Source organism: Pseudomonas cuatrocienegasensis (assembly GCF_900110925.1).
GTDB lineage: Bacteria > Pseudomonadota > Gammaproteobacteria > Pseudomonadales > Pseudomonadaceae > Aquipseudomonas > Aquipseudomonas cuatrocienegasensis.
Map to the genome: position 1 here is coordinate 145,657 of NZ_FOFP01000010.1, position 24,976 is coordinate 170,632.

General features: G+C 64.1%; 19 protein-coding genes and 1 riboswitch. Of the genes, 7 read left to right on the forward strand and 12 right to left on the reverse strand.

Annotated elements, in window-relative coordinates; translation table 11 throughout:
* Window positions 1–63: 63 nt before the first annotated feature.
* The 4 genes from BMW49_RS15090 to BMW49_RS15105 all read left to right on the forward strand — a co-directional run bounded on the left by BMW49_RS15090 (window position 64) and on the right by BMW49_RS15105 (window position 5,888).
* Window positions 64–879 carry a rhodanese-like domain-containing protein gene (locus tag BMW49_RS15090; protein ID WP_069519659.1) on the forward strand — a complete coding sequence of 272 codons (816 nt, stop codon included), beginning with the start codon at window positions 64–66 and terminating at the stop codon, window positions 877–879.
* Window positions 880–927: 48 nt separating this feature from the next.
* A complete protein-coding gene (asd, locus tag BMW49_RS15095; protein ID WP_069519660.1) occupies window positions 928–1,785 on the forward strand; it encodes an archaetidylserine decarboxylase in 858 nt (285 codons plus the stop codon).
* A 168-nt stretch (window positions 1,786–1,953) separates the two neighbouring features.
* Window positions 1,954–3,756 (forward strand): molecular chaperone, encoded by a 1,803-nt coding sequence (locus BMW49_RS15100; protein WP_069519661.1) that lies wholly within the window; start codon window positions 1,954–1,956, stop codon window positions 3,754–3,756.
* A 62-nt stretch (window positions 3,757–3,818) separates the two neighbouring features.
* On the forward strand, window positions 3,819–5,888 hold the full coding sequence (locus tag BMW49_RS15105) for an EAL domain-containing response regulator (protein ID WP_069519662.1): 2,070 nt from the start codon (window positions 3,819–3,821) through the stop codon (window positions 5,886–5,888).
* 32 nt (window positions 5,889–5,920) lie between these two features.
* Here the strand turns inward: BMW49_RS15105 and serB are convergent, their stop codons facing one another.
* Window positions 5,921–7,135: a phosphoserine phosphatase SerB gene (gene serB, locus BMW49_RS15110; protein ID WP_069519663.1), complete on the reverse strand. Its 1,215-nt coding sequence runs from the start codon at window positions 7,133–7,135 to the stop codon at window positions 5,921–5,923.
* A gap of 176 nt (window positions 7,136–7,311) precedes the next feature.
* Here serB and BMW49_RS15115 point away from each other — a divergent pair, with 176 nt between their 5' ends.
* Complete coding sequence (locus BMW49_RS15115; RefSeq protein WP_069519664.1) at window positions 7,312–8,829, forward strand: AhpA/YtjB family protein; 1,518 nt, start codon at window positions 7,312–7,314, stop codon at window positions 8,827–8,829.
* Window positions 8,830–9,131: 302 nt separating this feature from the next.
* On the opposite strand, the gene BMW49_RS15120 is transcribed toward BMW49_RS15115, so the two are convergent.
* The 9 genes from BMW49_RS15120 to BMW49_RS15160 form a co-directional block, all read right to left on the reverse strand.
* A complete protein-coding gene (locus tag BMW49_RS15120) occupies window positions 9,132–9,836 on the reverse strand; it encodes a PqiC family protein (protein WP_170829060.1) in 705 nt (234 codons plus the stop codon).
* A gap of 183 nt (window positions 9,837–10,019) precedes the next feature.
* Window positions 10,020–12,272, reverse strand: coding sequence for a DNA topoisomerase IV subunit A (gene parC, locus BMW49_RS15125; protein WP_069519666.1), 2,253 nt, complete (start codon window positions 12,270–12,272; stop codon window positions 10,020–10,022).
* A 7-nt stretch (window positions 12,273–12,279) separates the two neighbouring features.
* Window positions 12,280–12,804, reverse strand: coding sequence for a retropepsin-like aspartic protease family protein (locus tag BMW49_RS15130; protein ID WP_069519667.1), 525 nt, complete (start codon window positions 12,802–12,804; stop codon window positions 12,280–12,282).
* Window positions 12,801–13,790, reverse strand: coding sequence for an esterase-like activity of phytase family protein (locus tag BMW49_RS15135; protein WP_069519678.1), 990 nt, complete (start codon window positions 13,788–13,790; stop codon window positions 12,801–12,803). Before BMW49_RS15135 ends, BMW49_RS15130 begins: the two co-directional genes overlap by 4 nt.
* On the reverse strand, window positions 13,790–15,688 hold the full coding sequence (parE, locus tag BMW49_RS15140) for a DNA topoisomerase IV subunit B (RefSeq protein ID WP_069519668.1): 1,899 nt from the start codon (window positions 15,686–15,688) through the stop codon (window positions 13,790–13,792). The genes BMW49_RS15135 and parE overlap by 1 nt, the downstream gene beginning before the upstream one ends.
* A gap of 14 nt (window positions 15,689–15,702) precedes the next feature.
* Window positions 15,703–16,323 carry a YqiA/YcfP family alpha/beta fold hydrolase gene (locus BMW49_RS15145; RefSeq protein WP_069519669.1) on the reverse strand — a complete coding sequence of 207 codons (621 nt, stop codon included), beginning with the start codon at window positions 16,321–16,323 and terminating at the stop codon, window positions 15,703–15,705.
* A gap of 85 nt (window positions 16,324–16,408) precedes the next feature.
* The gene (cpdA, locus tag BMW49_RS15150; protein WP_069519670.1) at window positions 16,409–17,224 is read right to left on the reverse strand and encodes a 3',5'-cyclic-AMP phosphodiesterase; all 816 of its coding nucleotides are present in this window, start codon (window positions 17,222–17,224) and stop codon (window positions 16,409–16,411) included.
* Window positions 17,225–17,333: 109 nt separating this feature from the next.
* The gene (locus BMW49_RS15155; protein WP_069519671.1) at window positions 17,334–17,786 is read right to left on the reverse strand and encodes a DUF1249 domain-containing protein; all 453 of its coding nucleotides are present in this window, start codon (window positions 17,784–17,786) and stop codon (window positions 17,334–17,336) included.
* Window positions 17,777–18,394 carry an NUDIX domain-containing protein gene (locus BMW49_RS15160; RefSeq protein WP_069519672.1) on the reverse strand — a complete coding sequence of 206 codons (618 nt, stop codon included), beginning with the start codon at window positions 18,392–18,394 and terminating at the stop codon, window positions 17,777–17,779. Before BMW49_RS15160 ends, BMW49_RS15155 begins: the two co-directional genes overlap by 10 nt.
* 194 nt (window positions 18,395–18,588) lie before the next feature.
* Here BMW49_RS15160 and BMW49_RS15165 point away from each other — a divergent pair, with 194 nt between their 5' ends.
* Window positions 18,589–19,329, forward strand: coding sequence for an RsiV family protein (locus tag BMW49_RS15165; RefSeq protein WP_069519679.1), 741 nt, complete (start codon window positions 18,589–18,591; stop codon window positions 19,327–19,329).
* On the opposite strand, the gene cytX is transcribed toward BMW49_RS15165, so the two are convergent.
* Together cytX and thiC are read right to left on the reverse strand one after the other, a co-directional pair.
* A complete protein-coding gene (gene cytX, locus BMW49_RS15170) occupies window positions 19,298–20,584 on the reverse strand; it encodes a putative hydroxymethylpyrimidine transporter CytX (RefSeq protein WP_083251772.1) in 1,287 nt (428 codons plus the stop codon). The genes BMW49_RS15165 and cytX overlap by 32 nt on opposite strands.
* Window positions 20,585–20,683: 99 nt before the next feature.
* Window positions 20,684–22,567, reverse strand: coding sequence for a phosphomethylpyrimidine synthase ThiC (gene thiC / locus BMW49_RS15175; RefSeq protein WP_069519674.1), 1,884 nt, complete (start codon window positions 22,565–22,567; stop codon window positions 20,684–20,686).
* Window positions 22,568–22,735: 168 nt separating this feature from the next.
* A riboswitch (TPP riboswitch) is annotated at window positions 22,736–22,843 on the reverse strand.
* 487 nt (window positions 22,844–23,330) lie between these two features.
* On the opposite strand from thiC, the gene BMW49_RS15180 reads away from it, so the two are divergent.
* On the forward strand, window positions 23,331–24,782 hold the full coding sequence (locus BMW49_RS15180) for a TolC family outer membrane protein (protein WP_069521827.1): 1,452 nt from the start codon (window positions 23,331–23,333) through the stop codon (window positions 24,780–24,782).
* Window positions 24,783–24,976: the final 194 nt, after the last annotated feature.

Here is a 24,976-nt window from a genome sequence, read left to right on the forward strand (position 1 = left end):
TGATGGCAACGCGCGAATGGCCTTTGGGCTACAATCGGGCCTTTCGTTAGCCTGAGGCCGCGCATGTCCGCCTTCGATACTCTGCCGCTGGTGATTGAGCCAGCCGAACTGGCCAGCCGCCTGGACGCTCCCGAGCTGATTCTGGTCGACCTGACCAGCACCGCCCGTTATACCGCCGGCCACCTGCCAGGCGCTCGCTTCGTCGATCCCAAACGCACCCAGCTCGGTCAGCCTCCGGCCCCTGGTCTGTTGCCCGCGCAGGCTGACCTGGAAGCCCTGTTCGCCGAACTGGGGCACCGTGACGAGGCCGTCTACGTGGTGTACGACGACGAAGGCGGCGGCTGGGCTGGGCGTTTTATCTGGCTGCTCGACGTCATTGGTCACGCGCATTACCACTACCTCGACGGCGGCCTGCATGCGTGGCTGGAGGCAGACCTGCCGCTGAGCCAGGAACAACCAGCCGCCGCCAGCGGCACCCTGCAACTGACCCTGCACGAGGCACCCACGGCAACCCGCAGCTACCTGCAAAGCCGCCTTGGTGCCAGCGACCTGGCGATCTGGGACGCCCGTGGCCCGCTGGAGTACAGCGGTGAGAAGGCGCTGACAGCGCGAGCCGGGCATATCCCCGGTGCGGTCAATTTTGAATGGACCGCTGGCATGGACCCGAGCCGCGCCCTGCGCATGCGCCAGGACCTGCCTGCCATGCTGACCGCGCTGGGCATTACGCCCGACAAAGAAGTGATCACCCACTGCCAGACACATCACCGCTCAGGCTTCACCTACCTGGTCGCCAAAGCCCTGGGCTACCCCCGGGTAAAAGCCTACGCCGGCTCATGGGGCGAATGGGGCAACCACCCCGACACCCCTATCGAACGCTGATTATCTACTTCTCGCGCCGCCTCGCTTGCGGCTCTCAAGGAATGCCCCATGAAGCAACGTCTGTTCATCATCAGCCAGTACCTGCTGCCCCATCACCTGCTGTCGCGCTTGATCGGTTGCCTGGCCGAGTGCCGTATCGCGTGGATCAAGAATCCGCTGATCAAGGCGTTTGCCAAGCACTACCAGGTCGACATGAGTGAAGCCCAGGTCGAATCGCTGAGTGCTTACGAGCACTTCAACGCCTTTTTCACCCGCGCCCTCAAGGAAGGTGCGCGTCCACTGGACAACGCCGCCGACGCCGTTCTCTGCCCCGCCGACGGTGCCATCAGCCAGCTCGGGCGCATCGAGCATGGGCGTATCTTCCAGGCCAAGGGCCACAGTTTCAGCGTGGTCGAACTGCTCGGCGGCGACAGCGCCCTGGCCGCGCCCTTCATGGGCGGTGAGTTTGCCACCGTGTACCTCTCGCCCAAGGACTACCACCGTGTGCACATGCCGCTGAGCGGCACCCTGCGCGAGATGGTCTACGTGCCTGGCCGCCTGTTCTCGGTCAACCAGACCACCGCAGAAAACGTCCCAGAGCTGTTCGCCCGCAATGAGCGCGTGGTCTGCATCTTCGATACCGAGCGTGGCCCCATGGCGGTCGTGCTGGTTGGCGCGATGATCGTCGCCTCGGTGGAAACCGTCTGGGCCGGCCTGGTCACGCCGCCGGCACGCCAACTCAAGCGGACCCGCTATGACGAAACGGCGCGCGCGCCAGTTGTGCTGGAAAAAGGCGCCGAACTGGGGCGCTTCAAGCTCGGCTCCACGGCCATCGTGCTGTTTGGCCCCGACCAGGTGCAGTGGGCCGAGAGCCTGGGCGCCAATAGCGGCGTTCGCATGGGGCAGTGCCTCGGCAGCCGTGTCTGAATAAGTGATATTCGCCGTGGCGCCCCTTGGCGAAACGGCGAAGCTGCTGCCACTTATGGGGGCCGACTGAACCCGGCTTGGCTGCGGTGGTCGACAGATACTGCTAGAGTTCGGGACATTACCGATAATCAAAACCGCCCTGCGCCAGTGCTGGAGCCCCCGATTTAGATGGATAAACAGAGCCCCTTCTTGCTACTTCGTGTGCCCACACCGACCAAGCAGAGCCTGTCCTTCTGTGAAGCCACCCCGCGCGAATTGAAGCGCTGGATCGCCGGGTTACCCAAAGCCAATATTGGCGAAACGGCTCGCCAGCTGTACCAGGCACTGGTTGAAATCAATCAGTTGCTGACCCCCTCCGACAACCGCCTGCAACTGCTGGAGCTGCTGCGCCCAGAGGTGTATTTCGTCTGCAAACACCTGGAGCGGCACTTTCTCAGCCAGGCCATCGTCCTCGACGAGCGCCCGCGCAAGGTCGCCAACCTGTGTCAGGCACTGCAGAACCACCTCGCCGTCGGCTACAAGCTGATCATCGCGCGCATGGCTGCGCCGACCGGACGCGAGCGCAACCAGCTACTCAGCATTGCCCTGCAACGGGCCAGTCACAGCCTGTGTGGGCCACTCATTCGCGCCAGCCAGCTGTACTGCCCAGTTCCCGAAGGGCTCTGGCTGGAGCTGCATCAGTTGTATCAGATCGCTCAGGACGCCCAGCTGCAGACAGCGATCATTCGCGACCCACTGGCCAAACACACCGAAGGCCTCAGCGTCGAGCAAACCTACCTGGTTGCCCTGCTGCTGGGCTGCGCACGCTGCAATCAGATGCGTCAAAGCGCAATCGCACGCCTGGCCGAGGTGCTCGAACCCTGGAGCGCCCTGGTGCGCCTGCAACCGCGCAAAGCCAGCGCCAGCCTGTTTGCCGTGGCGCCACAGCTCGACGGCCCGCCGCGTTACACCTCGCTGTACCAGCCGAGCGAATTGCAGAATGCGCTGGGCATCGACCCCACACCCCTGGTCGACGCGATCAAGGAACACCTGGAGGGCACTGCTAGCCCGCGCCTGCTTGTGCCCGAAGGTTTCAGCATCGACATGCTCCAGCACCTCAGCGCCGCCTGGGGCGATATTTCCGAGCGGACCTTCCAGCGTACCCAAGGCCAGGGCGGCATGACCCTGTGCATTGGCATGAGCGCGCTGCACTTCTACCTGGCAGGCAAAAAACCGTTCAAGGATGTCCTGCAGCTACCGGTCGAGGCGAGCCCGACTGCAGTCTTCAAGCTACAGACCGGTGCATCGGACATCTGGGCCAACGCCTTCGATGCGCAAAAGCACAATAACTGGGAAAACGGCATGCCCTTCGAGGAAATCGAATATGCCAAGCCGCCCAGTGGCGATGCCCCTGCCAGTGAAACAAATGGTACAGGCGATAGTTTTCCGACCTTCGAGCTGCCCATCGTCAACCACAGCCCGGGCGGCTACTGCCTGTCCTGGCCCAAGGATGTCCCCAGCCAATTGCAGGCCGGCGAACTGCTCGGCGTCCAGGATTCCCCCGAACAGGGCTGGAGCGTCGCCGTCGTGCGCTGGATCCGCCAGGTCCGTGGTGGCGGTACGCAGATGGGCATCGAATTGATCGCCCCCCACGCCCAGGCCTGTGGCTTGCAACTGGTGCGCAAGGCCGAGCAGAACAGCCAGTACCTGCGCGCCCTACTGCTGCCGGAAATCAGCGCCATCTCGCGCCCGGCCACAGTGATCACGCCGCGCCTGCCATTTCAGGAAGGCAACAAGGTGATGATCAATATCCGCGGCGTCGAACGCCGCGCCGTACTCAGCTCGCGACAGACCAGTACGGGCAGTTTCAGCCAATTCGAATACCGCAGCGTCGAGCAGAATACGCTCGATGAGCGGGCACCCGTCACACCTGCGGGAACCCACGTGCCAGGCGGGGAGGAAGACTTTGACTCACTCTGGAAGTCGCTGTAGATTCCTGGCTCAGCATATTTCGCCGCCGCTTCGCGCCTGCTTGGCGCAGACCTGATCCCGCCATGGCCATCGAGAAAAAAACCATAAGGCTCCTGCTACTCGAGGACTCGCAAAACGAGGCCGAGCGTATCGTAAGCCTGTTTCGCAATGCCGGTAACGCGACGCGCGTGCACCGCCTGACCTCCAGTGACGACCTTGCCCAGGCCTTCCAGCAAAGCTGGGACTTGCTGATCTGCGCGCCCAGCAGCGAAGCGCTCGAACCAGGCGAAGCGATCAATGCGATCCGCCGCCAGGCCAAGGATATTCCGGTCATCCAACTGCTGGCCGACAATGACTCCGACAGCATCACCGACGCCCTGATGCTTGGCGCTCAGGACGCGCTGCCCCAGGGCGAAGACGAGCGCCTGGTGCTGGTGGCCAAACGTGAGCTGGCCAATCTGGAAGAGCGCCGTGCCCGGCGGATGGCCGAAGTGGCCCTGCGTGAGGCGGAAAAACGCTGCCAGTTGCTGCTGGAAAGCTCGGTCGATGCAATCACCTATGTGCACGACGGCATGCATATCTACGCCAACCGTGCCTACCTGGAGCTGTTCGCCTACGAAGATGCCGAAGAGCTCGAAGGCATGCCGATGATCGACCTGATCGGCGGCAGCGACCAGAGCAGCTTCAAGGACTTTCTGAAGAACTACCAGAATGCCGACGGCAGCGCCGAACTGACCTGCAGCGGGGTCAAGGCCGACGGCCAGACCTTCCAGGCGCGCATGAGCTTTTCCCCGGCCACTTACGATGGCGAACCCTGCACCCAGGTGGTGATCCGCGCCGAAGGCTCGAATGCCGAGCTGGAAGAAAAGCTGCGCGAGATCAGCAGCCAGGATCTGGTCACCGGCCTGTACAACCGCATCTACTTCCTCGAGTTGATGGACAGTGCCGCCGAGCGCGCCGTGAGTCACGGCCAGCCAGCCAGCCTCGCCTATATCCGCGTCGATCGCTATGCCCCGCTGCTCGCCGAAGTCGGGCTGGCCGGCATCGATTTGCTGCTCACCGACCTGGCCAACCTGCTGCGCGCACACTTCCCGGACGATGCCCAACTGGCCCGTTTTGGCGATGATGTGTTTGCCGTCCTGCAACCCGGCAAAACCCCCGAGCAGTGCCAAGACATCCTGAAGGCCCTGCTGCGCAAGATCGAAGCTCACCTGTTCGACGTCAGCGGCCGTACGGCCCAGACCACGCTGTCGATCGGTGTTGCTGGGGTTAACGAGAAGACACCCAAGGCCCAGGAAGTCGTTGATCGCGCCCACCGCTGCGCCGACGAACTGAGCGAAGGCAACACCCTCAAACTGTTCAACCCGGCCGACGAACTGGCGGCCGCGGCCAACCGTGGCAACGTCATTGCCATGGTCCAACAGGCCCTGGAGCACAACAGCTTCCGCCTGCTGTTTCAGCCGATCATCAGCTTGCGCGGTGACAACTTCGAGCACTACGAGGTGCTCCTGCGCCTGCTCAGCCCCCAGGGTGAAGAAGTACCGCCACCGGACTTCCTCAATGCGGCCAAAGAAGCCGGTCTAGGCGAGAAAATCGATCGTTGGGTGATCCTCAACTCGATCAAGCTACTCGCTGATCACCGCAGCAAAGGCCACAACACGCGCCTGTTTGTGCACCTGTCCAGCGCCAGCCTGCAAGATCAGACCCTGCTGCCCTGGCTCAGCGTGGCCCTCAAGGCCGCGCGCCTGCCCTCAGATTCGCTGGTCTTCCAGTTCAGCGAACCGGATGCGATCGCCTACCTCAAGCAGGCCAAGCATGTGACCCAGGGCCTGGCCGAACTGCATTGCAAGGTCGCCCTGAGCCAGTTCGGCTGCTCGCTGAACCCGTTCAACACGCTCAAGCACCTGCAGGTCGATTTTGTGAAGGTCGACGGCTCGTTCTCCCAGGACCTGAGCATCCCCGACAATCAGGAAGCCCTGAAGACCCTGCTGGCCAGCCTGCATGCCCAGGCCAAGCTGACCATCGTGCCCTATGTCGAGAGCGCCAGCGTGCTGGCCACACTCTGGCAGGCCGGGGTCAACTACATCCAGGGTTACTACCTGCAAGGCCCCAGCCAGTCGATGAACTACGACTTCTCCGCCGACGACGAATAAGCCTGCGGCCACCGCAAGGTGGCCTGCGCGACTCACTCCAGACTGTCGCGATCGCGAAACCCGAGCAGATAGAGAATGCCATCCAGGCCAAGGGTCGAGATCGCCTGTTTGGCCGATTGCTTGACCAGCGGTTTGGCGCGGAAGGCCACACCCAGCCCGGCGATGGCCAGCATCGGCAGATCATTCGCGCCGTCGCCCACGGCGATGGTCTGCTCCAGGCGCAAACCTTCCTTGGCTGCCAACTCACGCAGCAAGTCGGCCTTGCGCTGGGCATCGACAATCGGCTCAACGGCAATGCCCGTCACCTGGCCATCGACAATCTGCAGCTCGTTGGCAAACACATAGTCGATCCCCAGCTTGGCTTGCAGCTGCTTGGCGAAATAGGTGAACCCCCCCGAGAGGATCGCCGTCTTGTAGCCCAGCCGCTTGAGTTCGGCGAACAGGGTTTCGGCGCCTTCGGTCAGGCGCAGCGAGGCGCCGATGTCTTCGAGGACGGTTTCCGGCAGGCCCTTGAGCAACGCCAGGCGTTCACGAAAGCTGGCGGCAAAGTCCAGCTCACCACGCATCGCCCGCTCGGTAATCGCCGATACCTGCTCACCCACGCCGGCGGCCTTGGCCAGCTCGTCGATGACCTCGGCTTCGATCAGCGTCGAATCCATGTCGAATACCGCCAGGCGCCGGTTGCGGCGGAACAGCGAGTCGCGCTGAAAGGCGATATCGACATTCAGAGCCTGGGCCACGCTGAGGAACTCGGCGCGCAACGCCGCCGGGTCCTGCGGCTCGCCACGCACGGAGAACTCGATGCACCCCTTGCCCTGATCCAGTGGCGTGTCCAGCGGCATGCGTCCGGACAGTCGGTCGATATGATCGATATTCAGGTCATAGCGCGCGGTGATCGCACTGACGCGCTGCAACTGCTCGGCAGTGACCTTGCGCGTGAGCAGCGTGACGATATGCCGAGCCTTGCCCTGGCCGGCCACCCACTGCTGATAGTCCGCTTCGGTCACCGGGGTGAAACGCACCTGCTGGTCCAGCTTGTAGGCGGTGAACAGCACATCCTTGAGTACCGAAGATGCCTGCTCGGTACCGGGAATTTCCACCAGGATGCCAAACGACAGGGTGTCGTGAATCACCGCCTGGCCGATGTCGAGGATGGTTACCCCGCCGCTGGCCAGAACGCCGGTGATAGCCGCAGTGAGGCCGGGGCGGTCCTCACCGGTGATGTTGATCAGGACGATTTCGCGCAAGGCGCACCCTCCGGGGCAGTGATGAACGGTCAAGGTGCAGCGTATACGCGCCCGGACCAGAGAAAAGGCGCACATTCTACCCATATTCCCCGCTGTACGGGCATGCGCAGCGCTTTGCCCTGTGCGGGTCGGTCGTTATACTGCGCGGCACTTTCAGTCGATAAGAGCCGAGCTCTGTGAACCGGCCCGCCCCCGTAAAACCCGATAATTTCTTCCTCCTGCTGTTCAACGCCCTGCGTCAGCGTCGCGTCCCCCTGGCCCTGCGTATCGCCAGCCACAGTTTGCTGCTGGTAGCCCTGGCTCTGCTGATCTACGCCTGGGTCATCGGCATGCAGTTCAAGCATGCGATGCAGCAACAGGCCGAAGCCCTGGGCACCAGCCTGATCACCCAGACCGCGACCTCAGCCACCGAACTGCTGGTGTCCAACGACATCCTCAGCCTCAACGTGCTGCTCAATAACCTGGTGAAAAACCCGCTGGTCGCCCATGCGGCGATCTACAGCGTGGACAACCGCATCCTCGCCGAGGCCGGCAGCCGGCCAAGCAAGAACATGCTGGGGGAAACCGACGGCCTGTATTCGACCCCGATCACCTTCCAGGAAGTGATCGCCGGGCAGTTGCGCATCAGCCTGGACATGCAGCAGTTCGAACAGCCCATGACCATCAGCCTGCAGAGCATGGGCATTCTCAGCCTGATTCTGCTGGCGCTGACCCTGTCGCTGAGCCTGCGCCTGGGCCGCCACATCTCGACGCCACTGCTGCAGCTGCGGGTATGGCTGCGCGACCCGGATGACCCCGCCCCAGGCGCCGGACGCCAGGATGAGATCGGCGATCTGGCGCGCCAACTGCAGGCGCGCCTGGTGCCGGAGAAGCCGGAGGTCGAATACGAAGAAGAGCCAGAGGTCTTCCTCGATGACGACGCCCTGCACCCCCATGACGACGATGACTACGCGGAGGACGAGGCCTTTCAGGTGCGCGACCTGCGTGACGCCAGCTTCGACGACGGCCCGACCTTCGCAGACGAACGCCCTCATCGCCAGGCGGCAATAACGCCAGACGACGATCCCTTCGCCGACCTGCAGGACCACAGGTTCCACGCCCCACCAGTTGCCGCGCCAGCAGCGCCTCAGCCCAGCGCCGTCCTGGCGATTCAATTGGGCGCCCAGGAGCAACTGCGCCGCTTGCCGCGTGCCCGCCTGATGGACTTGCTGGAGCGCTACCGCGACTGCCTCAACCAGGCCGCCGAACTGTATCAGGGCGAACTGCACACACTCAGCGATGGCAGCAGCCTGATGCTGTTCCACCGCCAGGACAGCGGCGAAGACTACCTGACCCACGCCATCTGCTGTGGCGAGCTGATGCGCGCCCTGGGCCATGCCCTGCAGATCGAAGTGGCCGACAGCGGCATTACCCTGCAGCTGCAACTCGGCCTGACCCAGGGCGAAGGCCTGGCGCAGATGAGCCAGGGCGACCTGCTACTTAGTGATACCGCACAAAGCGCCCTGGCCCTGTCGCAGCACAGCCGCAACCTGCTGCTGCTAGAGCGGCAGATTGGTGACGACCCGCTGGTGCGTGAGCATGCGCGGATTCGCGCCATCGCCAGCCCCGAGGGCGCCTGCTGCGTCGAGCGTCTGCTTGAGCCTTACCCGGCGCTGCTGGAGCGCCAGCTGGCGCGTATGCACGAGCACCTGTAGCGCAGCTAAAACACGCTAAGGGCTCAAGCAAAAGTCTATGCCCCAAAACCATGTTGCAGCCCGTGCAAGCCATAACGCAGCGCCCGCGTGAGCCGCCAACATGTGTAGGAGCCCCGCCTCGGGGCGAATCGCTTGCAGCCATTCAGTGACTTCGGCGTGGCCTATGGTATTCACAAAAGCAGTGCCGCCGCGCGACACATATAGGGACATAGCCAAACAAAAAGCCGCGCCCCAATAAGGGTCGCGGCTTTTTTCGTTACCGGATAGTGAGTCTCGCCATGCGGCGCGTTAAAGCGACGTAATCAGAAGCGAAAAACCTCTGCATCGATACGAATCGGCTCAGCCACGGGCATGCGCGGAGGGGCTTCAGGCTTGGCAGGTGTCGCTGGCGCCTTTTTACGCGCCGCGTCTGCCTGGGCCACGCTCTCTGCCTTGTCAGCGCTACGCACTGCAGAGGCCAACTGAGTAACGAGCTTCTGCATGACCCGGCTCTGCGCCTGCACCTGATCCGCCAACCCACCCTGATGAGGTTCCTCCAGGCGAATCAGACGGCCATTGAGCAGCTTGCCGTCCTTGCTCAGCAGGCTCCATTGCGCCTCAAGCACAGCCGGGCGGCTGGGCCCGGAATCCAGGCGGCTGATCGCCAGTTTGATCTGCACCTGGGGCACAAAACCCGGCGCGGCCGGCGCCAGCACCAGGCGTTGGGTGTCCAGTTGCGCGGCCAGTTGCCGCAGCAGTTGCTGATCGATGTCCGCTGCCAGGCTACCTGCCCAACGCCCGCCGGTAGCGGTGGTCAGGCTGCCATCTTCCTGGCGCTGCAGCAGAGCTTCACGCTGCAGGTAGTCGGCGATGGATATTGGGCCGAGCAAGACCGCAATGCCTTCCTCGTTAACCGGCGCATGAGCCGGACCTGCATCGAGCTGGTACAGCGGCACTGGCGCATTGCTTACGCAGGCGCTCAGCACGGTGGCCAGCAGCAGGCCCAGGGGTAGACGTACGACGTTCATCACTCTCTTCCGGCCGGCGAACAGGGCCGGCAGTCAAAATCGGGTTGGCAGGCCAGCGGCTGGGGCATGACGCCGAGCGCGGTCCTGCTCATGGCGCCCGCTATCGGTACGCCACAAGACGGTATCATCCTTGAAACTGCGCCATGACTCCAGCGCCGCCCGCACAAAGGCCCTAAGAGAATCTCAAACCTCGACGAGCAGGCTGTCGACGCGTTGGAAGCCCCGCGGCAACTTGTTACCACGCCGCCCACGCTCACCCTTGTAGTGCTCCAGGTCATCGGCCTTGAGCGACAAGGTGCGCTTGCCAGCCTGCAGCACCAGGGTGGCCCCAGCAGGTAGAACGGCCAGGTCAGTGAGGTACTCCTCGCGGCTGGCGACCCGCTCACCGGGGATGCCGATGATCTTGTTGCCCTTGCCTTTACCCAACTGCGGCAGGTCGGCAACCTTGAACAGCAACAGACGCCCTTCGGTGGTCACCGCCGCCAGCCAGTCCTCCTCGCGCTGGGTCAGGGGTTTGGGCGGTACCACACGCGCACCTGCCGGCAGGCTGAGCAGGGCCTTGCCGGCCTTGTTCTTGGCCTGCAGGTCTTCGCCCTTGACCACGAAACCGTAGCCAGCGTCCGAGGCGATCACGTACAGCGCCTCGTCATCCGGCAGCAGCACGCACTCGAAGGTCGCACCCGGTGGCGGCGTCAGACGGCCGGTCAGCGGCTCACCCTGACCACGGGCCGAGGGCAGCGAATGCGCCGCCAGGGAATAACTGCGCCCGGTGGAGTCGATAAACACCGCGTACTGGTTAGAGCGCCCCGCCGCCGCCGCCTTGAAGCCGTCACCGGCCTTGTAGGACAGCCCTGTAGCATCGATGTCGTGACCCTTGGCGCAGCGCGCCCAGCCCTTCTCGGAGATCACCACGGTGACCGGCTCGGTCGGCATCAGCTCGGTTTCGGAGAGGGCACGGGCTTCGGCGCGGGCAACGATCGGCGAGCGACGGTCGTCGCCGTATTTTTCCGCATCGTCGATGATTTCCTTGCGCACCAGCTTCTTCAGCTTGGCTTCGCTACCCAGCAGCGCCAGCAGTTTTTCGCGTTCCTTGGCCAGCTCGTCCTGCTCGCCACGGATCTTCATCTCTTCCAGGCGCGCCAGCTGACGCAGGCGGGTGTCGAGGATGTAATCGGCCTGAATGTCGGTCAGCTCGAAGCGCGCCATCAGCACGGCTTTGGGCTGGTCTTCGGTGCGGATGATATGGATCACTTCATCCAGGTTGAGGAAGGCGACCAGCAAGCCTTCCAACAGGTGCAGGCGACGCTCGACCTTGTCCAGGCGGAACTGCAGACGCCGGCGCACAGTGCCAACGCGGTACTCCAGCCATTCGCGCAGCAGCTGGCGCAGGTTCTTCACCTGTGGCCGGCCGTCCAGGCCGATGACGTTGGTGTTGACCCGGTAGCTCGACTCCAGGTCGGTGGTGGCGAACAGGTGGGTCATCAGCTCGTCGGCATCCACCCGGTTGGAGCGCGGAATGATGACGATGCGGCATGGGTGCTCATGGTCCGACTCGTCGCGCAGGTCAGCAACCATCGGCAGCTTCTTGGCCTGCATCTGCCCGGCGATCTGCTCCAGCACCTTGGAGCCGGACACCTGATGGGGCAAGGAGGTGACCACGATGTCGCCATCCTCGATGCGGTACACCGCGCGCATGCGCACCGAGCCGCGGCCGGTTTCGTAGATTTTCAGCAGGTCGGCGCGCGGCGTGATGATCTCCGCCTCGGTCGGGTAATCCGGGCCGAGGACGTGCTCACAGAGCTGCTCGACCGTGGCATTGGGCTCATCCAGCAGGCGCACGCAGGCCGCCGCGACCTCGCGCAGGTTATGCGGCGGCACGTCGGTGGCCATGCCCACGGCGATGCCGGTGGTGCCGTTGAGCAGCAGGTTGGGCAGGCGCGCCGGCAGGGTCGCGGGCTCGTTGAGGGTGCCGTCGAAGTTCGGCACCCAGTCCACGGTGCCCTGGCCCAGCTCGGTGAGCAGCACTTCCGAGTAACGCGACAGGCGCGCCTCGGTGTAACGCATGGCGGCGAAGGATTTCGGATCATCCGGCGCACCCCAGTTGCCCTGACCATCGACCAGGGTGTAGCGGTAGCTGAACGGCTGCGCCATCAGCACCATGGCCTCGTAGCAGGCGCTGTCGCCGTGGGGGTGGAACTTGCCGAGCACGTCGCCGACGGTACGCGCCGACTTCTTGTGCTTGGAGTCGGCATCCAGACCCAGCTCGCTCATGGCGTAGATGATGCGTCGCTGCACCGGCTTGAGGCCGTCGCCGATATGCGGCAGGGCGCGGTCCATGATCACGTACATGGAGTAGTTGAGATAAGCCTGCTCGGTAAAGTCGGCAAGGGATCGGCGTTCGACGCCGTCCAGGCTCAAATCAAGGGGTTCGCTCATGCGTGCCTCATTGCAAGGTGGTTTGGCGCAGCACCAGGGTGCCGTCGCGCTGGGTAAATTCGAGTTGTTTCAGGGCGCTCATGCCGAGCAGTACCTCATCGCCGAGCATGCCGGGGGCGATCAGCGCCGCCACGTCATGCAGCACAATGTCACCGACCTGCAGGCGTTCGAGCCGTGTGCGGTGGGCGGTGGCCTGGCCATTGGCGGTTTGAATCTGCACCGGCGCACCGCTGGGCAGACGCAACCGCTCGGCTAACGCCGCCGGCACTGCCACCTGGGTCGCCCCCGTGTCGAGCAGGAAGGTCACCGGCTGCCCGTTGATCTGTCCGTCGGCCACGTAATGCCCCTGGCGACTGCTGAGCAGGCGCACTTCAATGAAGTCCGCACCGTGTACCGAGAGCGGCTGCTGATTGGGGTTGTGCTGACGGGTTTCCCACTCACCGAAAAACTTGGTCGCCAGCAACAGGCCGGCGCCCCAGGCCAGCACCAGCATGACGCGGCCGACACGGCGACCGGCAGGCTGGGTGCTCACCGGGTCGCACCCCAGCCGCCCTTGGGCGCGGCAAAACGCCAGACGATCGGACGCTGCTCGCCGTCGGCACGGCTCATCGAGGCGGTATCCAGACCGATCCAGGCACCCTCGGCATCGACCCACAAGGCCTCAGCCACGCCATAGGACACCGGGTAACGCCGTGCATCGCTGAGCGCCGCCTCGGCGAATGACCAGCAGCGCTCGACACTGCCATCCGCCAGGGCACGCCGACAAATGCGGTGCGCCTGACGCTCGAGGGTAAAGAGTTTCTCGTTGTGGAACGCCAGGCCAGAATAATCCCGCGGTTGCGGCGGCCCGGCCAAGGGTTCGGGGGCCGCCTCGCTGCCGCCTTCATGCTGCAGCACGCAGCCGCCGGTGCAACGCCAGGTCTGTTGCTGGCGATGCAGCACCAGCAGGCCGCGCCGCTTACGTTCGGCAGCCAGCCACAGACGCGCACCCGCCGGGTCCACCGCTATGCCCTCGAACAGCTGGTTGAAGTGCAGCAACATGCCGCTGGCCCGCGCCTGACGCACCATTGCCGGCGGCAAGTCCAGCCAGCGCGCATCGGCCGCAGGTGGCACCATGAGCACGGCCGCACGGCTTTCGCTGACCAGGTAGCGGTTGCCCAGCGAATCGCAGGACAGCCCTTCAAAATCGAGCATGCCGCCGCGCACCAGCCCTGCTGCCCAGGTGCGCATGCGCAGCCCCCAGGGCAGCGGCATGGCCGGCGCAGGTGGCGCGATAAAGTGCTCGGCTTCGGCCTGCCAGACAGACTCGCGAGCATCGAAACGGTAGAGCCGGTCGTCTTCGCGGTCCGAGACGCCCCACAAGGCATCACCACACCAGGCCAACCCGGAGAGGTTGCTGCCCGGCATGCCCTCAATCGGGTGCTCGGACAACAGTGCCAGTTGCTCCAGCGGCGCCTCAGCTTGCGCTGCGCTTGCCCAGCCACCACTCACCAGCAAAGCGATGACCAGCGAGCGGATCAAAGCAGGACCTCGGCCAGGTTGCCCTTGGACTCGAGCCAGCTCTTGCGATCGCCCGCGCGCTTCTTGGCCAGCAGCATGTCCATGATTTCCTGGGTGCCGACGTAATCCTCCAGGGTCAGTTGGACAAGGCGCCGGGTATTGGGGTCCATGGTGGTTTCGCGCAGTTGCGGCGGGTTCATTTCACCCAAGCCTTTGAAGCGCGTGACCTGCGGCTTGCCACGGCGCTTCTCGGCCACCAGGCGGTCGAGGATGCCATCACGCTCGGCTTCATCGAGTGCGTAGAAAATATCCTTGCCCAGGTCGATGCGGTACAGCGGCGGCATGGCCACATACACGTGCCCGGCATCCACCAGCGGACGGAAATGCCGCACGAACAGCGCACACAGCAAGGTGGCGATGTGCAGGCCATCGGAGTCGGCGTCGGCGAGGATGCAGACCTTGCCGTAGCGCAGCTGCGACAGGTCGCTGGAACCCGGATCGAGGCCAATGGCCACGGCGATGTCATGCACCTCCTGGCTGGCCAGCACTTCACCGCCGTCCACTTCCCAGGTGTTCAGGATCTTCCCGCGCAGCGGCATGATCGCCTGGAATTCCTTGTCGCGCGCCTGCTTGGCCGAACCACCGGCCGAGTCACCCTCGACCAGAAACAGCTCGCCGCGCATCGGGTCCTGCCCGGCGCAGTCGGCCAGTTTGCCCGGCAGCGCCGGGCCTTGGGTAATGCGTTTGCGCTCAACCTTCTTGCCGGCCTTGAGGCGGCGGTTGGCGTTGCTGATGGCCAGTTCAGCCAACTGCTGGCCCAGCTCCGGGTGGGCATTGAGCCACAGGCTGAAAGCATCCTTGACCACGCCGGAGACGAAGGCCGCGGCCTCACGGGAAGACAGGCGCTCCTTGGTCTGCCCGGAGAACTGTGCATCCTGCATCTTCATCGACAGGACGAAGGCGATGCGCTCCCAGATATCTTCCGGGGCCAGCTTGACCCCGCGTGGCAGCAGGCTGCGGAACTCGCAGAACTCGCGCATGGCGTCGAGCAGGCCCTGACGCAGACCGTTGACGTGGGTACCACCCTGAGCCGTAGGGATCAGGTTGACGTAGCTTTCCTGCACCGCGTCGCCGCCCTCGGGCAACCACAGCAGGGCCCAGTCCACGGCCTCCTTGTTACCGGCCAGGCTGCCGCAGAACGGCTCGCTGGGCAGGCGCTCGAACTCGCTGACCGCATCGACCAGGTAGGAGCGCAGGCCGTCTTCGTAATGCCACTCGACCTTCTCACCGCTGGCCTTGTCCTCGAAGCTGACGTTCAGCCCCGGGCAGAGCACGGCCTTGGCCTTGAGCACATGCTTGAGGCGGCTGATGGAAAACTTGAAGGAATCGAAATACTTGGCATCCGGCCAGAAGTGCACGCTGGTGCCGGTGTTGCGCTTGCCGACCGTACCGATCACTTCCAGGTCGCTGGCCTTGAAGCCGTCGGCGAAGGTCATGCGGTATTCGTTGCCATCGCGCTTGACCCGCACCTCGACCCGCGTCGACAGCGCGTTGACCACCGAGATACCCACGCCATGCAGGCCGCCGGAGAATTGGTAGTTCTTGTTGCTGAACTTACCGCCGGCGTGCAGCTTGGTGAGGATCAGTTCGACACCCGACACCCCTTCTTCAGGGTGAATGTCTACCGGCATGCCGCGGCCATCGTCGAGCACTTCGAGGGAGTTGTCCTCGTGCAGAATCACCTGGATCGACGCGGCGTGCCCGGCCAGGGCCTCGTCGACGCTGTTGTCGATGACCTCCTGGGCCAGGTGATTGGGCCGGCTGGTGTCGGTGTACATGCCCGGGCGCTTGCGCACCGGGTCCAGCCCGGAGAGGACTTCGATGGCATCGGCGTTGTAAGCAGTCTGTTGAGCCATGGGTCTCGAGTTCGTCAAATAAAAACGGAAAAGTCGGTATCGCGCCACACATGGGCGGGAAAACCGGCGAAAGCCAGCAATCTAGGCAGGCGCTCGGCAAAGCCCTGAAAACCGTGGTCACCACCCGGCTGAATGGTCAGCGCGCAAGCCCGGTAATGGGCCTGGGCATGCCGGTAATCGAGGGTTTCGTCAGCCGTTTGCAACCAGACCTGGTAACGCTGCGGGTCTGCCGGTGGCGGCCCGTCCAGCTCGGCCAGGGCGCTGACGTGATCGGCCGTCAGATCCCAGATCTCGCCGCTGTAATGGTTGGTCTGCGGCCCAAGGTAGCCATCGAACAGCAGGTGCGGACGCACTGCGGGGTTGATCAGCAGAGCGCGCAGCCCGTGGCGTTCGGCCAGGTGCGTGGCATAGTAGCCGCCCAGCGAGCTGCCGACCAGCACAGGGCTGCCCAGCGTGGCGATGAGTGTTTCCAGCTGTGCGATGGCCTGGCGCGGATGATGGGCCAGGGCTGGGACATGCAGTTGCGCCGCCAGCCCCAGGTGGGCCATGGCACGGCTCAGTTGCTGCGCCTTGAGCGAGTCGGGCGAGCTGTTGAGCCCGTGCAGGTAGAGGATGGACGGCAGGCTGGGCATCATGGTCGGTAGGGATCAGACGGACTCGAAGGCAGCAACGGTAGCAGCTTTGCCGGGCACGGCTCCAGCCAGGCAGCGGCGCAGAGGCTCAATAGCCCTTGATGCTGTAGTCGACCTCAAAGTGGATGCTGGTCACCCGCGACACCCCGGTTTGCAGACGCCCATCACCAAACAGGCGCAGCCAACGGTAGCCCGGCGCACTGCTGTCGACCTGAAACTCCTCACTGCCAGGGGCGAACTGCACGCAGGTCGAGGGTGAGGCCAGCAGGCGCACCGCGCCACGCATCTGGTCGTACTCCTGGTGGATATGTCCCCAGAGCACGGCGCGGACCTGACTGAAGCGCTCGATAACGGCAAACAGTGCATCGGGGTTGCGCACCCCGATGGGGTCCATCCAGGCACAGCCGATCGGCACCGGATGGTGGTGCAGGCAGACCAGGTGGTGGCGCTCGGGCGCCTCGCTGAGGGCACGCTCAAGCAGCGCCAACTGCTGGTCGTCCAGGTAGCCGGGTACAGCACCGGCAATCGAGGAGTCGAGCAGGATGATCCGCCAGTTGCCGACGTCGATGATCGGCTCCAGCAGGTCGAGGCCAATACAGGCCGCACGCATCGCCGGGACCTCATCATGGTTGCCCGGCAACCAGCGTACCGGGGCAGGCAGGCCTTCGGTCATCTCGCGAAAGCGCGCATAGGACGCTTCGCTGCCATCCTGGGACAGGTCGCCGGTGCCCAGCACCAGGTCGATCTGCGGCTGCTCCTGCAGCACCTGCTCGATGACGCGCTGCAGGCTGTCGCAGGTTTCCATGCCCAGCAGTTTGCCGGACGCCTCGGCGAACAGGTGGCTGTCGGACAACTGCACCAGCAGCACCGACGACTCGGCAGGGTGAATGGACGCGCTCGGCAAGGCCGTCTCCTTGAACGGAATGCAGTGGATTATGGTGGTTAGTTCGGCCCGGGGTAAACCGTAGAAGTGGGCCTGGGTCACAGAAAATCAGCCGCGACGCCTACACAGCTCAGCGTACCGGTACGGGTTCGTGACCACAGGCCAGGCAATGGCTCAGCCACTCGCCGAGGAACAGGTTGAGCTGGGTTTTCTCGTCAGGCTGGTGCATGGCCTCGTTGGGGTATGGATAAATGCTGCGAAAACGCCGGGCACTCTGCGCACTGACCACCTCGGCCATGCGCGCATCGTGGTATACCCGCACCTCCAGCTGCGGTATCGGCAGCCAGGGCAGGCTGTGCTCCTGGCGCACCTGGAGGGTGGTGGTATAGGGGCAGGTTTCCAGCACCTCGAGCGCCAGCACGCCCAACTGCTGCTCACCCTGGCTAAGCGCCACACGACGGGCGCAGGCCACCTCACGCATGGCCGGCAGCAGGCGCATCAGCCGGGCGTAGTTGGCCTCACAGGCCGCTTGCAACTCGACCAGATCGACCCGGTAGCGCTCCTTGAGCAGAGTTACCCCCACAGCCCCCTCACTTCGGCGCGATTGAGCGCCAGCCACTGCAGCGCGATGATGCTCGCCGCATTGTTGATTCGCCCGTCCTTGACCGCCTGCAAGGCATCCTCGAAAGGCCAGACATGCACACGAATATCTTCGCCCTCCTCAGCCAGACCGTGCACGCCGCCCGCACCTAGGCTGCTGCAGCGCCCCAGGTACAGGTACACATGCTCGTCAGAACCGCCCGGCGAGGGGAAATACTGGGTAATTGGCCACAACGAGGTCAGCTCCAGGTCGGCTTCCTCGCGGGCTTCGCGGTGGGCGACGGCCTCAGGCACTTCATCGGTGTCGATCAGCCCGGCGACCAGTTCCAGCAGCCAGGGGTGGGCGCCCTTCTCCATGGCGCCGACGCGGAACTGCTCGATCAGCACCACCTCGTCACGCTGCGGGTCGTAAGGCAGCACACAGACTGCATCATGGCGCATAAACAGTTCGCGGCTGAGCACCGGGCCCATTTCACCGGAGAACTGGCGATGGCGCAGGTGCAGGCGATCGAGCCGGTAGAAACCGCGAAAGCAGGCCTCGCGCTCGACGATCTCGACGGCATCGGGACCGGGGTTGAAAGGTTCGCTCATGGGCGTTGACTCGTAATTATCGACTGACATTGGCCGCATCCTACCCTTGCCGCGCCAACGACGCAGCCCCCTTTGCAGAGCCGGCCGCCGACTGGGATGATGGCGGGCTCGACCTGCGCGCTGATGGCGAACTCATCGCACGCAGCAGGGTCGAACCCAGCCAAGCCCTTATCCTTCAGCCGGTCTTTTGCCCCATGTTGCTACGCCACCGCCTTGCCCTCGCCAGCCTCGCCCTTCTGCTCAGCGCCTGTCAGAGCTTCGCCCCGAGCCAATCGGAGCTGCCTGTGCAACGCACTGCATGGGAAGCCCATACTCCCGGCTGCGACGGCCCACGCTGCCCCCTGGTAAACATCGACACCCTGTCGTTCGCCAGCGAGCCGGCGCTTACTGCACTGGTCGAGCAGCGCCTGCTGGGCATGACGATGAACACCCCGGACGCCGTGCTGCCCGAGTCCCTGCAGGCCTACCAGGACGATTTCCTGCAGCGCGCCGAGCCGGGCTGGATGGCCTATCTGCAGGCCAAGATCCGCGAACAGCATGACAATCTGGTGGTCATCGAGCTGTCCAGCTACCTGCACACAGGCGGCGCCCATGGCATGCCGGGGCGCGGTTTTATCAACTACGACCGCAAGCTCGGCAAAGCCCTGAGCCTCACCGACATGCTGCGCCCCGGCCAGGAGGCGCTGTTCTGGCAACGTGCCGAACAGGCTCACCAGCGTTGGCTGAAGGCCTCCGGCCTGGACCAGGACGCGCGCTTTCTCGACACCTGGCCTTTCACCACCACCACCAACATCGCCCTCGGCCGCCAGGCGCTCTACCTCAAGTACGATGTTTACAGCATCGCGCCCTATGCCATGGGCCATCCGGAGCTGGTCATCCCTTACGACCAGTTGGCCGATGTGCTCAAGCCGCAGTACCTGCCCGAGCAAGACTGAAGCGACCTAACACCCACTGCAACGCCGCGGCGCTGAACAGCGCCGGCAAGCTGGCGCCGATATGCGGCACCAGATTGGCCAGCAGGTGGAAGATCAGCACACCACTGCCCCAGGCCACCAGGGTGTCCCAGCGCAGCGCCACATTCGGCGCGCGGGCGGCATCGCGGCGACGCAGGATGAAGTGATCGACCAGCACCACGCCGAACAGCGGCGCAAACACTGAGCCAATCAGCAGCAAGAAACTCTGGTACTCGGCCAGCGGCGCGAACCAGGCGATCAGGGTGCAGAGCGCACCAATCGCCAGGGCCAGGTGCTCGACCTTGAACGGCACCAGGATGCCGCTGGACACTGCTGCCGAATGGATATCAGCAAAGGCGTTCTCGGTTTCGTCGAGCAGAATCAGCAGCAGCGGAATACCCAAGCCGGCACCCGCCAGGGCCAGCAACAGCGCATTGACTTCGCTGCTGTCGGCAAACGCCAGGGTGTAGCCCACGCCCAGGCTCATCAGCCAGACATTACCAAGGAAGAAACCCAACGCCGTGCCACCAAACACCCGGCCAGCCGCCTTGCCGAAGCGCGAGTAGTCGGCAATCAGCGGCAGCCAGGACAGCGGCATGGCGATGGCGATATCGAAGCCCAGGGCAAAGGGCATGGAACCATCGCCTGGACGCGCCCAGAGTGTGGCCAGGTCGGCCTTGTCGAAGAGGTTCCAGGTCAGCCACAGGCAGGCACCCAGCAGCAGCCAGATGCCCCACTTGCGCAGAATTCGCCGCACGAATGTGAGCGGGCCGGTGACCGCGAGCAGCGTCGCCAGGCCGCCGAAAAACAACGTCCAAAGCATCGGGCTGTTGAGCAGGCTGCCTTCGCCGAACGCGCGCACCGCCAGCACACTGGCCGCATCGCGCATGACGATAATCTCGAACGCGCCCCAACCGACCAGTTGCAGCAAATTCAACAGCGCCGGCAACACCGCGCCACGCCGCCCCAGGCTGAGTTTGAGCGCCGACATGGCCGACAGCCCGGTGTCGCAGCCGATCACCGCCACCGAGCCGAGCAGCAGTACACCGACCGCCGTGCCGCAGACAATCGCCAGCAAGGCGCCAGACAAGCCCAGTCCCGGCGCCAGCAGCGCGCCGAGTTGCAGCACCATCAGGCCGATGCCGAGGGAGAACCACAGGGAAAACAGGTCACGGGCGCCGAATACACGGCGGTCGAGCGGGACCGCATGATGCGGTGAGTAGCTGGAAGTATTCACGAAAGACTGACCTGAGAAAGGGGAAAACGCACGAAGCCCGGCGCAGAGCACCGGGCTTCGACGACTGACAAAGGTGTGCGCTACCGAGCGCGCAGCGCCTTAGACCTGTTTGTAGATCACCGAGCCTTCCTCGCGGAAACGCTCGGCCTGCTCCTTGAAGCCAGCCTCGACCGCCTTGCTCTCATCCGACAGGCCGTTGACCTTGGCGTAGTCGCGCACTTCCTGGGTGATCTTCATCGAGCAGAACTTCGGCCCGCACATGGAGCAGAAGTGAGCGACCTTGGCCGAGTCCTTGGGCAGGGTTTCGTCGTGGTAGCTGCGCGCGGTGTCCGGGTCCAGGCCAAGGTTGAACTGGTCTTCCCAGCGGAACTCGAAGCGCGCCTTGGACAGGGCGTTGTCGCGGATTTGCGCGCCGGGATGCCCTTTGGCCAAGTCCGCTGCGTGCGCGGCGATCTTGTAGGTGATGATGCCGGTCTTGACGTCATCCTTGTTCGGCAGGCCCAGGTGCTCCTTGGGCGTGACGTAGCAGAGCATGGCGCAGCCGAACCAGCCGATCATCGCCGCACCGATGCCGCTGGTGATGTGGTCGTAACCGGGGGCGATATCGGTGGTCAGCGGGCCGAGGGTGTAGAACGGCGCCTCGTCGCAGCACTCGAGCTGCTTGTCCATGTTCTCCTTGATCAGTTGCATCGGCACATGGCCAGGGCCTTCGATCATGGTCTGCACGTCGTGCTGCCAGGCGATCTTGGTCAGCTCACCGAGGGTTTCCAGCTCACCGAACTGCGCCGCGTCGTTGGCATCGGCAATCGAGCCCGGACGCAGGCCGTCGCCCAGGGAGAAGGACACGTCGTAGGCCTTCATGATTTCGCAGATGTCGTCGAAATGGCTGTAGAGGAAGTTCTCTTTATGGTGCGCCAGGCACCACTTGGCCATGATCGAGCCGCCACGCGAGACGATGCCAGTGACGCGCTTGGCGGTCAGCGGCACATAGCGCAGCAGAACGCCGGCATGGATGGTGAAGTAATCCACACCCTGTTCGGCCTGTTCGATCAGGGTGTCGCGGAACAGCTCCCAGGTCAGGTCTTCGGCCACGCCGTTGACCTTTTCCAGCGCTTGATAAATCGGCACCGTACCAATCGGCACCGGCGAGTTGCGGATGATCCACTCGCGGGTTTCGTGGATGTGTTTACCGGTAGACAGGTCCATCACCGTATCCGACCCCCAACGGATGCCCCAGGTCAGCTTGGCCACTTCTTCCTCGATGGAGGAACCCAGGGCCGAGTTGCCGATATTGCCGTTGATCTTCACCAGGAAGTTACGGCCGATGATCATCGGCTCCAGCTCGGTGTGGTTGATGTTGGCCGGGATGATGGCGCGACCACGGGCGATTTCTTCACGGACGAACTCAGCGGTGATCTCTTTCGGGATCGAGGCGCCAAAGCTCTGCCCCGCATGCTGCGGCTGGAGCAGGCCGGCTTCACGGGCCTCGGCCAGCTTCATGTTCTCGCGGATGGCGACGTACTCCATCTCGGGCGTGATGATGCCCTTGCGCGCGTAGTGCATCTGGCTGACGTTGGCGCCGGCCTTGGCCTTGCGCGGGTTGCGCACGTGGGCAAAGCGCATGGCGGTCAGCTCGGCGTCGTTGAGGCGGCGCTGACCGAACTCGGAACTCAGGCCGGGGAGCTTCTCGGTGTCGCCGCGGTCCTCGATCCAGGCGCTGCGCACATCAGCCAGGCCCTTGCGCACGTCGATGCTGACGCTGGGGTCGGTGTAAGGGCCGGAGGTGTCGTAGACGGTGACCGGGGCGTTGATCTCGCCACCGAAGTCTGTCGGCGTTACGTCGAGACTGATCTCGCGCATCGGCACGCGGATATCCGGGCGCGAACCCTGAACATAGATTTTCTGCGAGCGGGGAAAGGGCTGGATCGACTGCTGGTCGACCTGGGCGGACTCACTCAGGTGCTGTTGTTGTTTTACGCTCATCGGCTGGATTCTCCTGGCTAGAAATGTCGGAGGAGAACCTGATCGCAGCAAGGTAAAGCAACGCCGCGCCTGGGCTGCCAGAGCATGCGGACGTGATCAACGCGCCAGCATGAGCGGACAGCCAGGGCGCGGGCACACCACGGATGTGGTGTGGGGGAAATCCACCAGGGGCGGATACCTCTTGTTCCCTACGCAGGCCTTAACCTGATCAGGTTCAACGGGATCCGGCTTAGCTGCCAATCTCAGCCCCGCATTGGGGCACCCCGACAAGAACCAGGCCAGTCTAAACAACACGCGGGGAGAACACCAATCCGGCGCAGGTCATGCGTCGGGCGGCGAGCCATAGGGTCTGTTCCCGTTTCGTTCGCGGCCGCGCCGGAGCCAGTTTTAGCGCGAGGCAAGGCACGAGATGCGAGGTTTAGCCGGCTAAATGAGCCATCGAGAAACGCAGCATCGCGCTAAAACGGGCCCGGCCCTTCGGGTTGCGCGCAAAATCTCGCCATGCGGTGTTGGAGGACTTGGCAAGGGAACAACCATTCCCTGCGTCCTCCGCCTAGCGGAACGCCGCCCGGCCTGGCGAGATTTTTCGCAGCAACGCGGCTTGCGTCGAAACGGGAACAGACCCTAGATTTATCCGCGCAGCGATTGTTGCATCCAGGCAACATAGCTTGTTGCAAACTACAATCCGGCCGCGTACAGGGATGTTGACCCCCTGCGTCACGCCGCATAGCCTTGCCGATCATCGCCGCCCCAGGACATCCTCATGTTGCGCAGACTTTCCCTGGCCCTCGCCGTGGCCGCCGCCTCCTACGGCACCGCGTGGGCCGACCAGGCCCCTTCCCAGGCTCCCCTGGCGAGCAAGACCGACCTTGTTACCGTCTACCAGGAAGCTGCGCGCAACAACGCTGATATCGCCGCCGCTCGCGCCGACTATCAGGCGCAGCGCGAAGTGGTGCCGCAGGCCCGTGCCGGCTTGCTGCCCAACCTCTCGGCAGGCGCCAACCTGGCCAATACGCGCACCGAGGTCGACTCACCGGCCAACAGCGCGACCCGCAGCGGCACGGTCTACCAGGCCAACCTCAGCCAGCCGCTGTTTCGTGCCGACCGCTGGTTCCAGTTGCAGGCCGCCGAGGCGAGCAGCGAACAGGCTGCCCTGGAGCTGTCCGCCAGCGAGCAGAACCTGATCCTGCAAAGCGCGGAAACCTACTTCAGCGTGCTGCTGGCCCAGGACACCCTGGCCTCGACCAAGGCTGAAGAAGCGGCGTTCAAGCGCCAGCTTGACCAGGCCAATGAGCGCTTCGATGTCGGCCTGTCCGACAAGACCGATGTGCTCGAAGCCCAGGCCGGTTTCGACACTGCCCGCGCCAACCGGATCATCGCCCAGCGCCAGGTCGACGACGCCTTCCAGGCCCTGGTAACCCTGACCAACCGCGAATACCTGGCCATCGAAGGCATCCTGCACACCCTGCCGATCCTCGCGCCGACCCCGGCCGACGCCAAGGCTTGGGTGGACACCGCCGCCGCGCAGAACCTCAACCTGCAGGCGATCAATTACGCTGTCGACGCAGCCGAAGACACCCTGCGCCAACGCAAATCCGGCCACGCCCCGACCCTGGATGCGGTCGCCAGTTACCAGAAAGGCGACAACGACAGCCTGGGCTTCAGCAACAGCGCCGGCAGCATCAACCGCTTTAGCGGCGACGTCGAGCAGCGTTCGATTGGCCTGCAATTGAATATCCCGCTATACAGCGGCGGCCTGACCAGCTCCCAGGTGCGCGAGGCCTATCAGCGCGTCAACCAGAGTGAGCAACTGCGCGAAAGCCTGCGCCGCCAGGTGGTACAGAACACCCGCAACCTGTTCCGCGCAGTGAATACCGATGTGGAAACCGTGCAGGCGCGCAAGCAGTCGATCATTTCCAACCAAAGCGCCCTGGAGGCCACCGAAATCGGCTACCAGGTCGGTACCCGCAATATCGTCGACGTGCTCGATGCCCAGCGTCAGCTGTACAGCTCGGTGCGCAACTACAACAACGCGCGCTACGACTACATCCTCAACAACCTGCGCCTCAAGCAGGCCGCCGGCACCCTCAGCCCAGGTGACCTGGAAGCGCTGGGCGCCTTCCTCAAGCCGGACTACGACCCGGACAAGGACTTCCTGCCGCCGGACCTGGCCCGCGCTGCCGAAGCGCAACTGCGCGGCGACCTGGACTACTGATAGCAATGCCGCTCGCTGGAACTCGGCGAGCGGTGTGCTTAAAAATCTTCGCGCTCTAACGGCTCGCGGCTAAAGCGGAACGCATAATCTGCGCGAGCCGGCGACTACGACCTGTAGGAGCGAAGGGGGCGCCTAGCCTTTATTCGCGATGCTTTTATTCGCGATTGGCCTTGGACACGCTGAAAGCGTCGCGG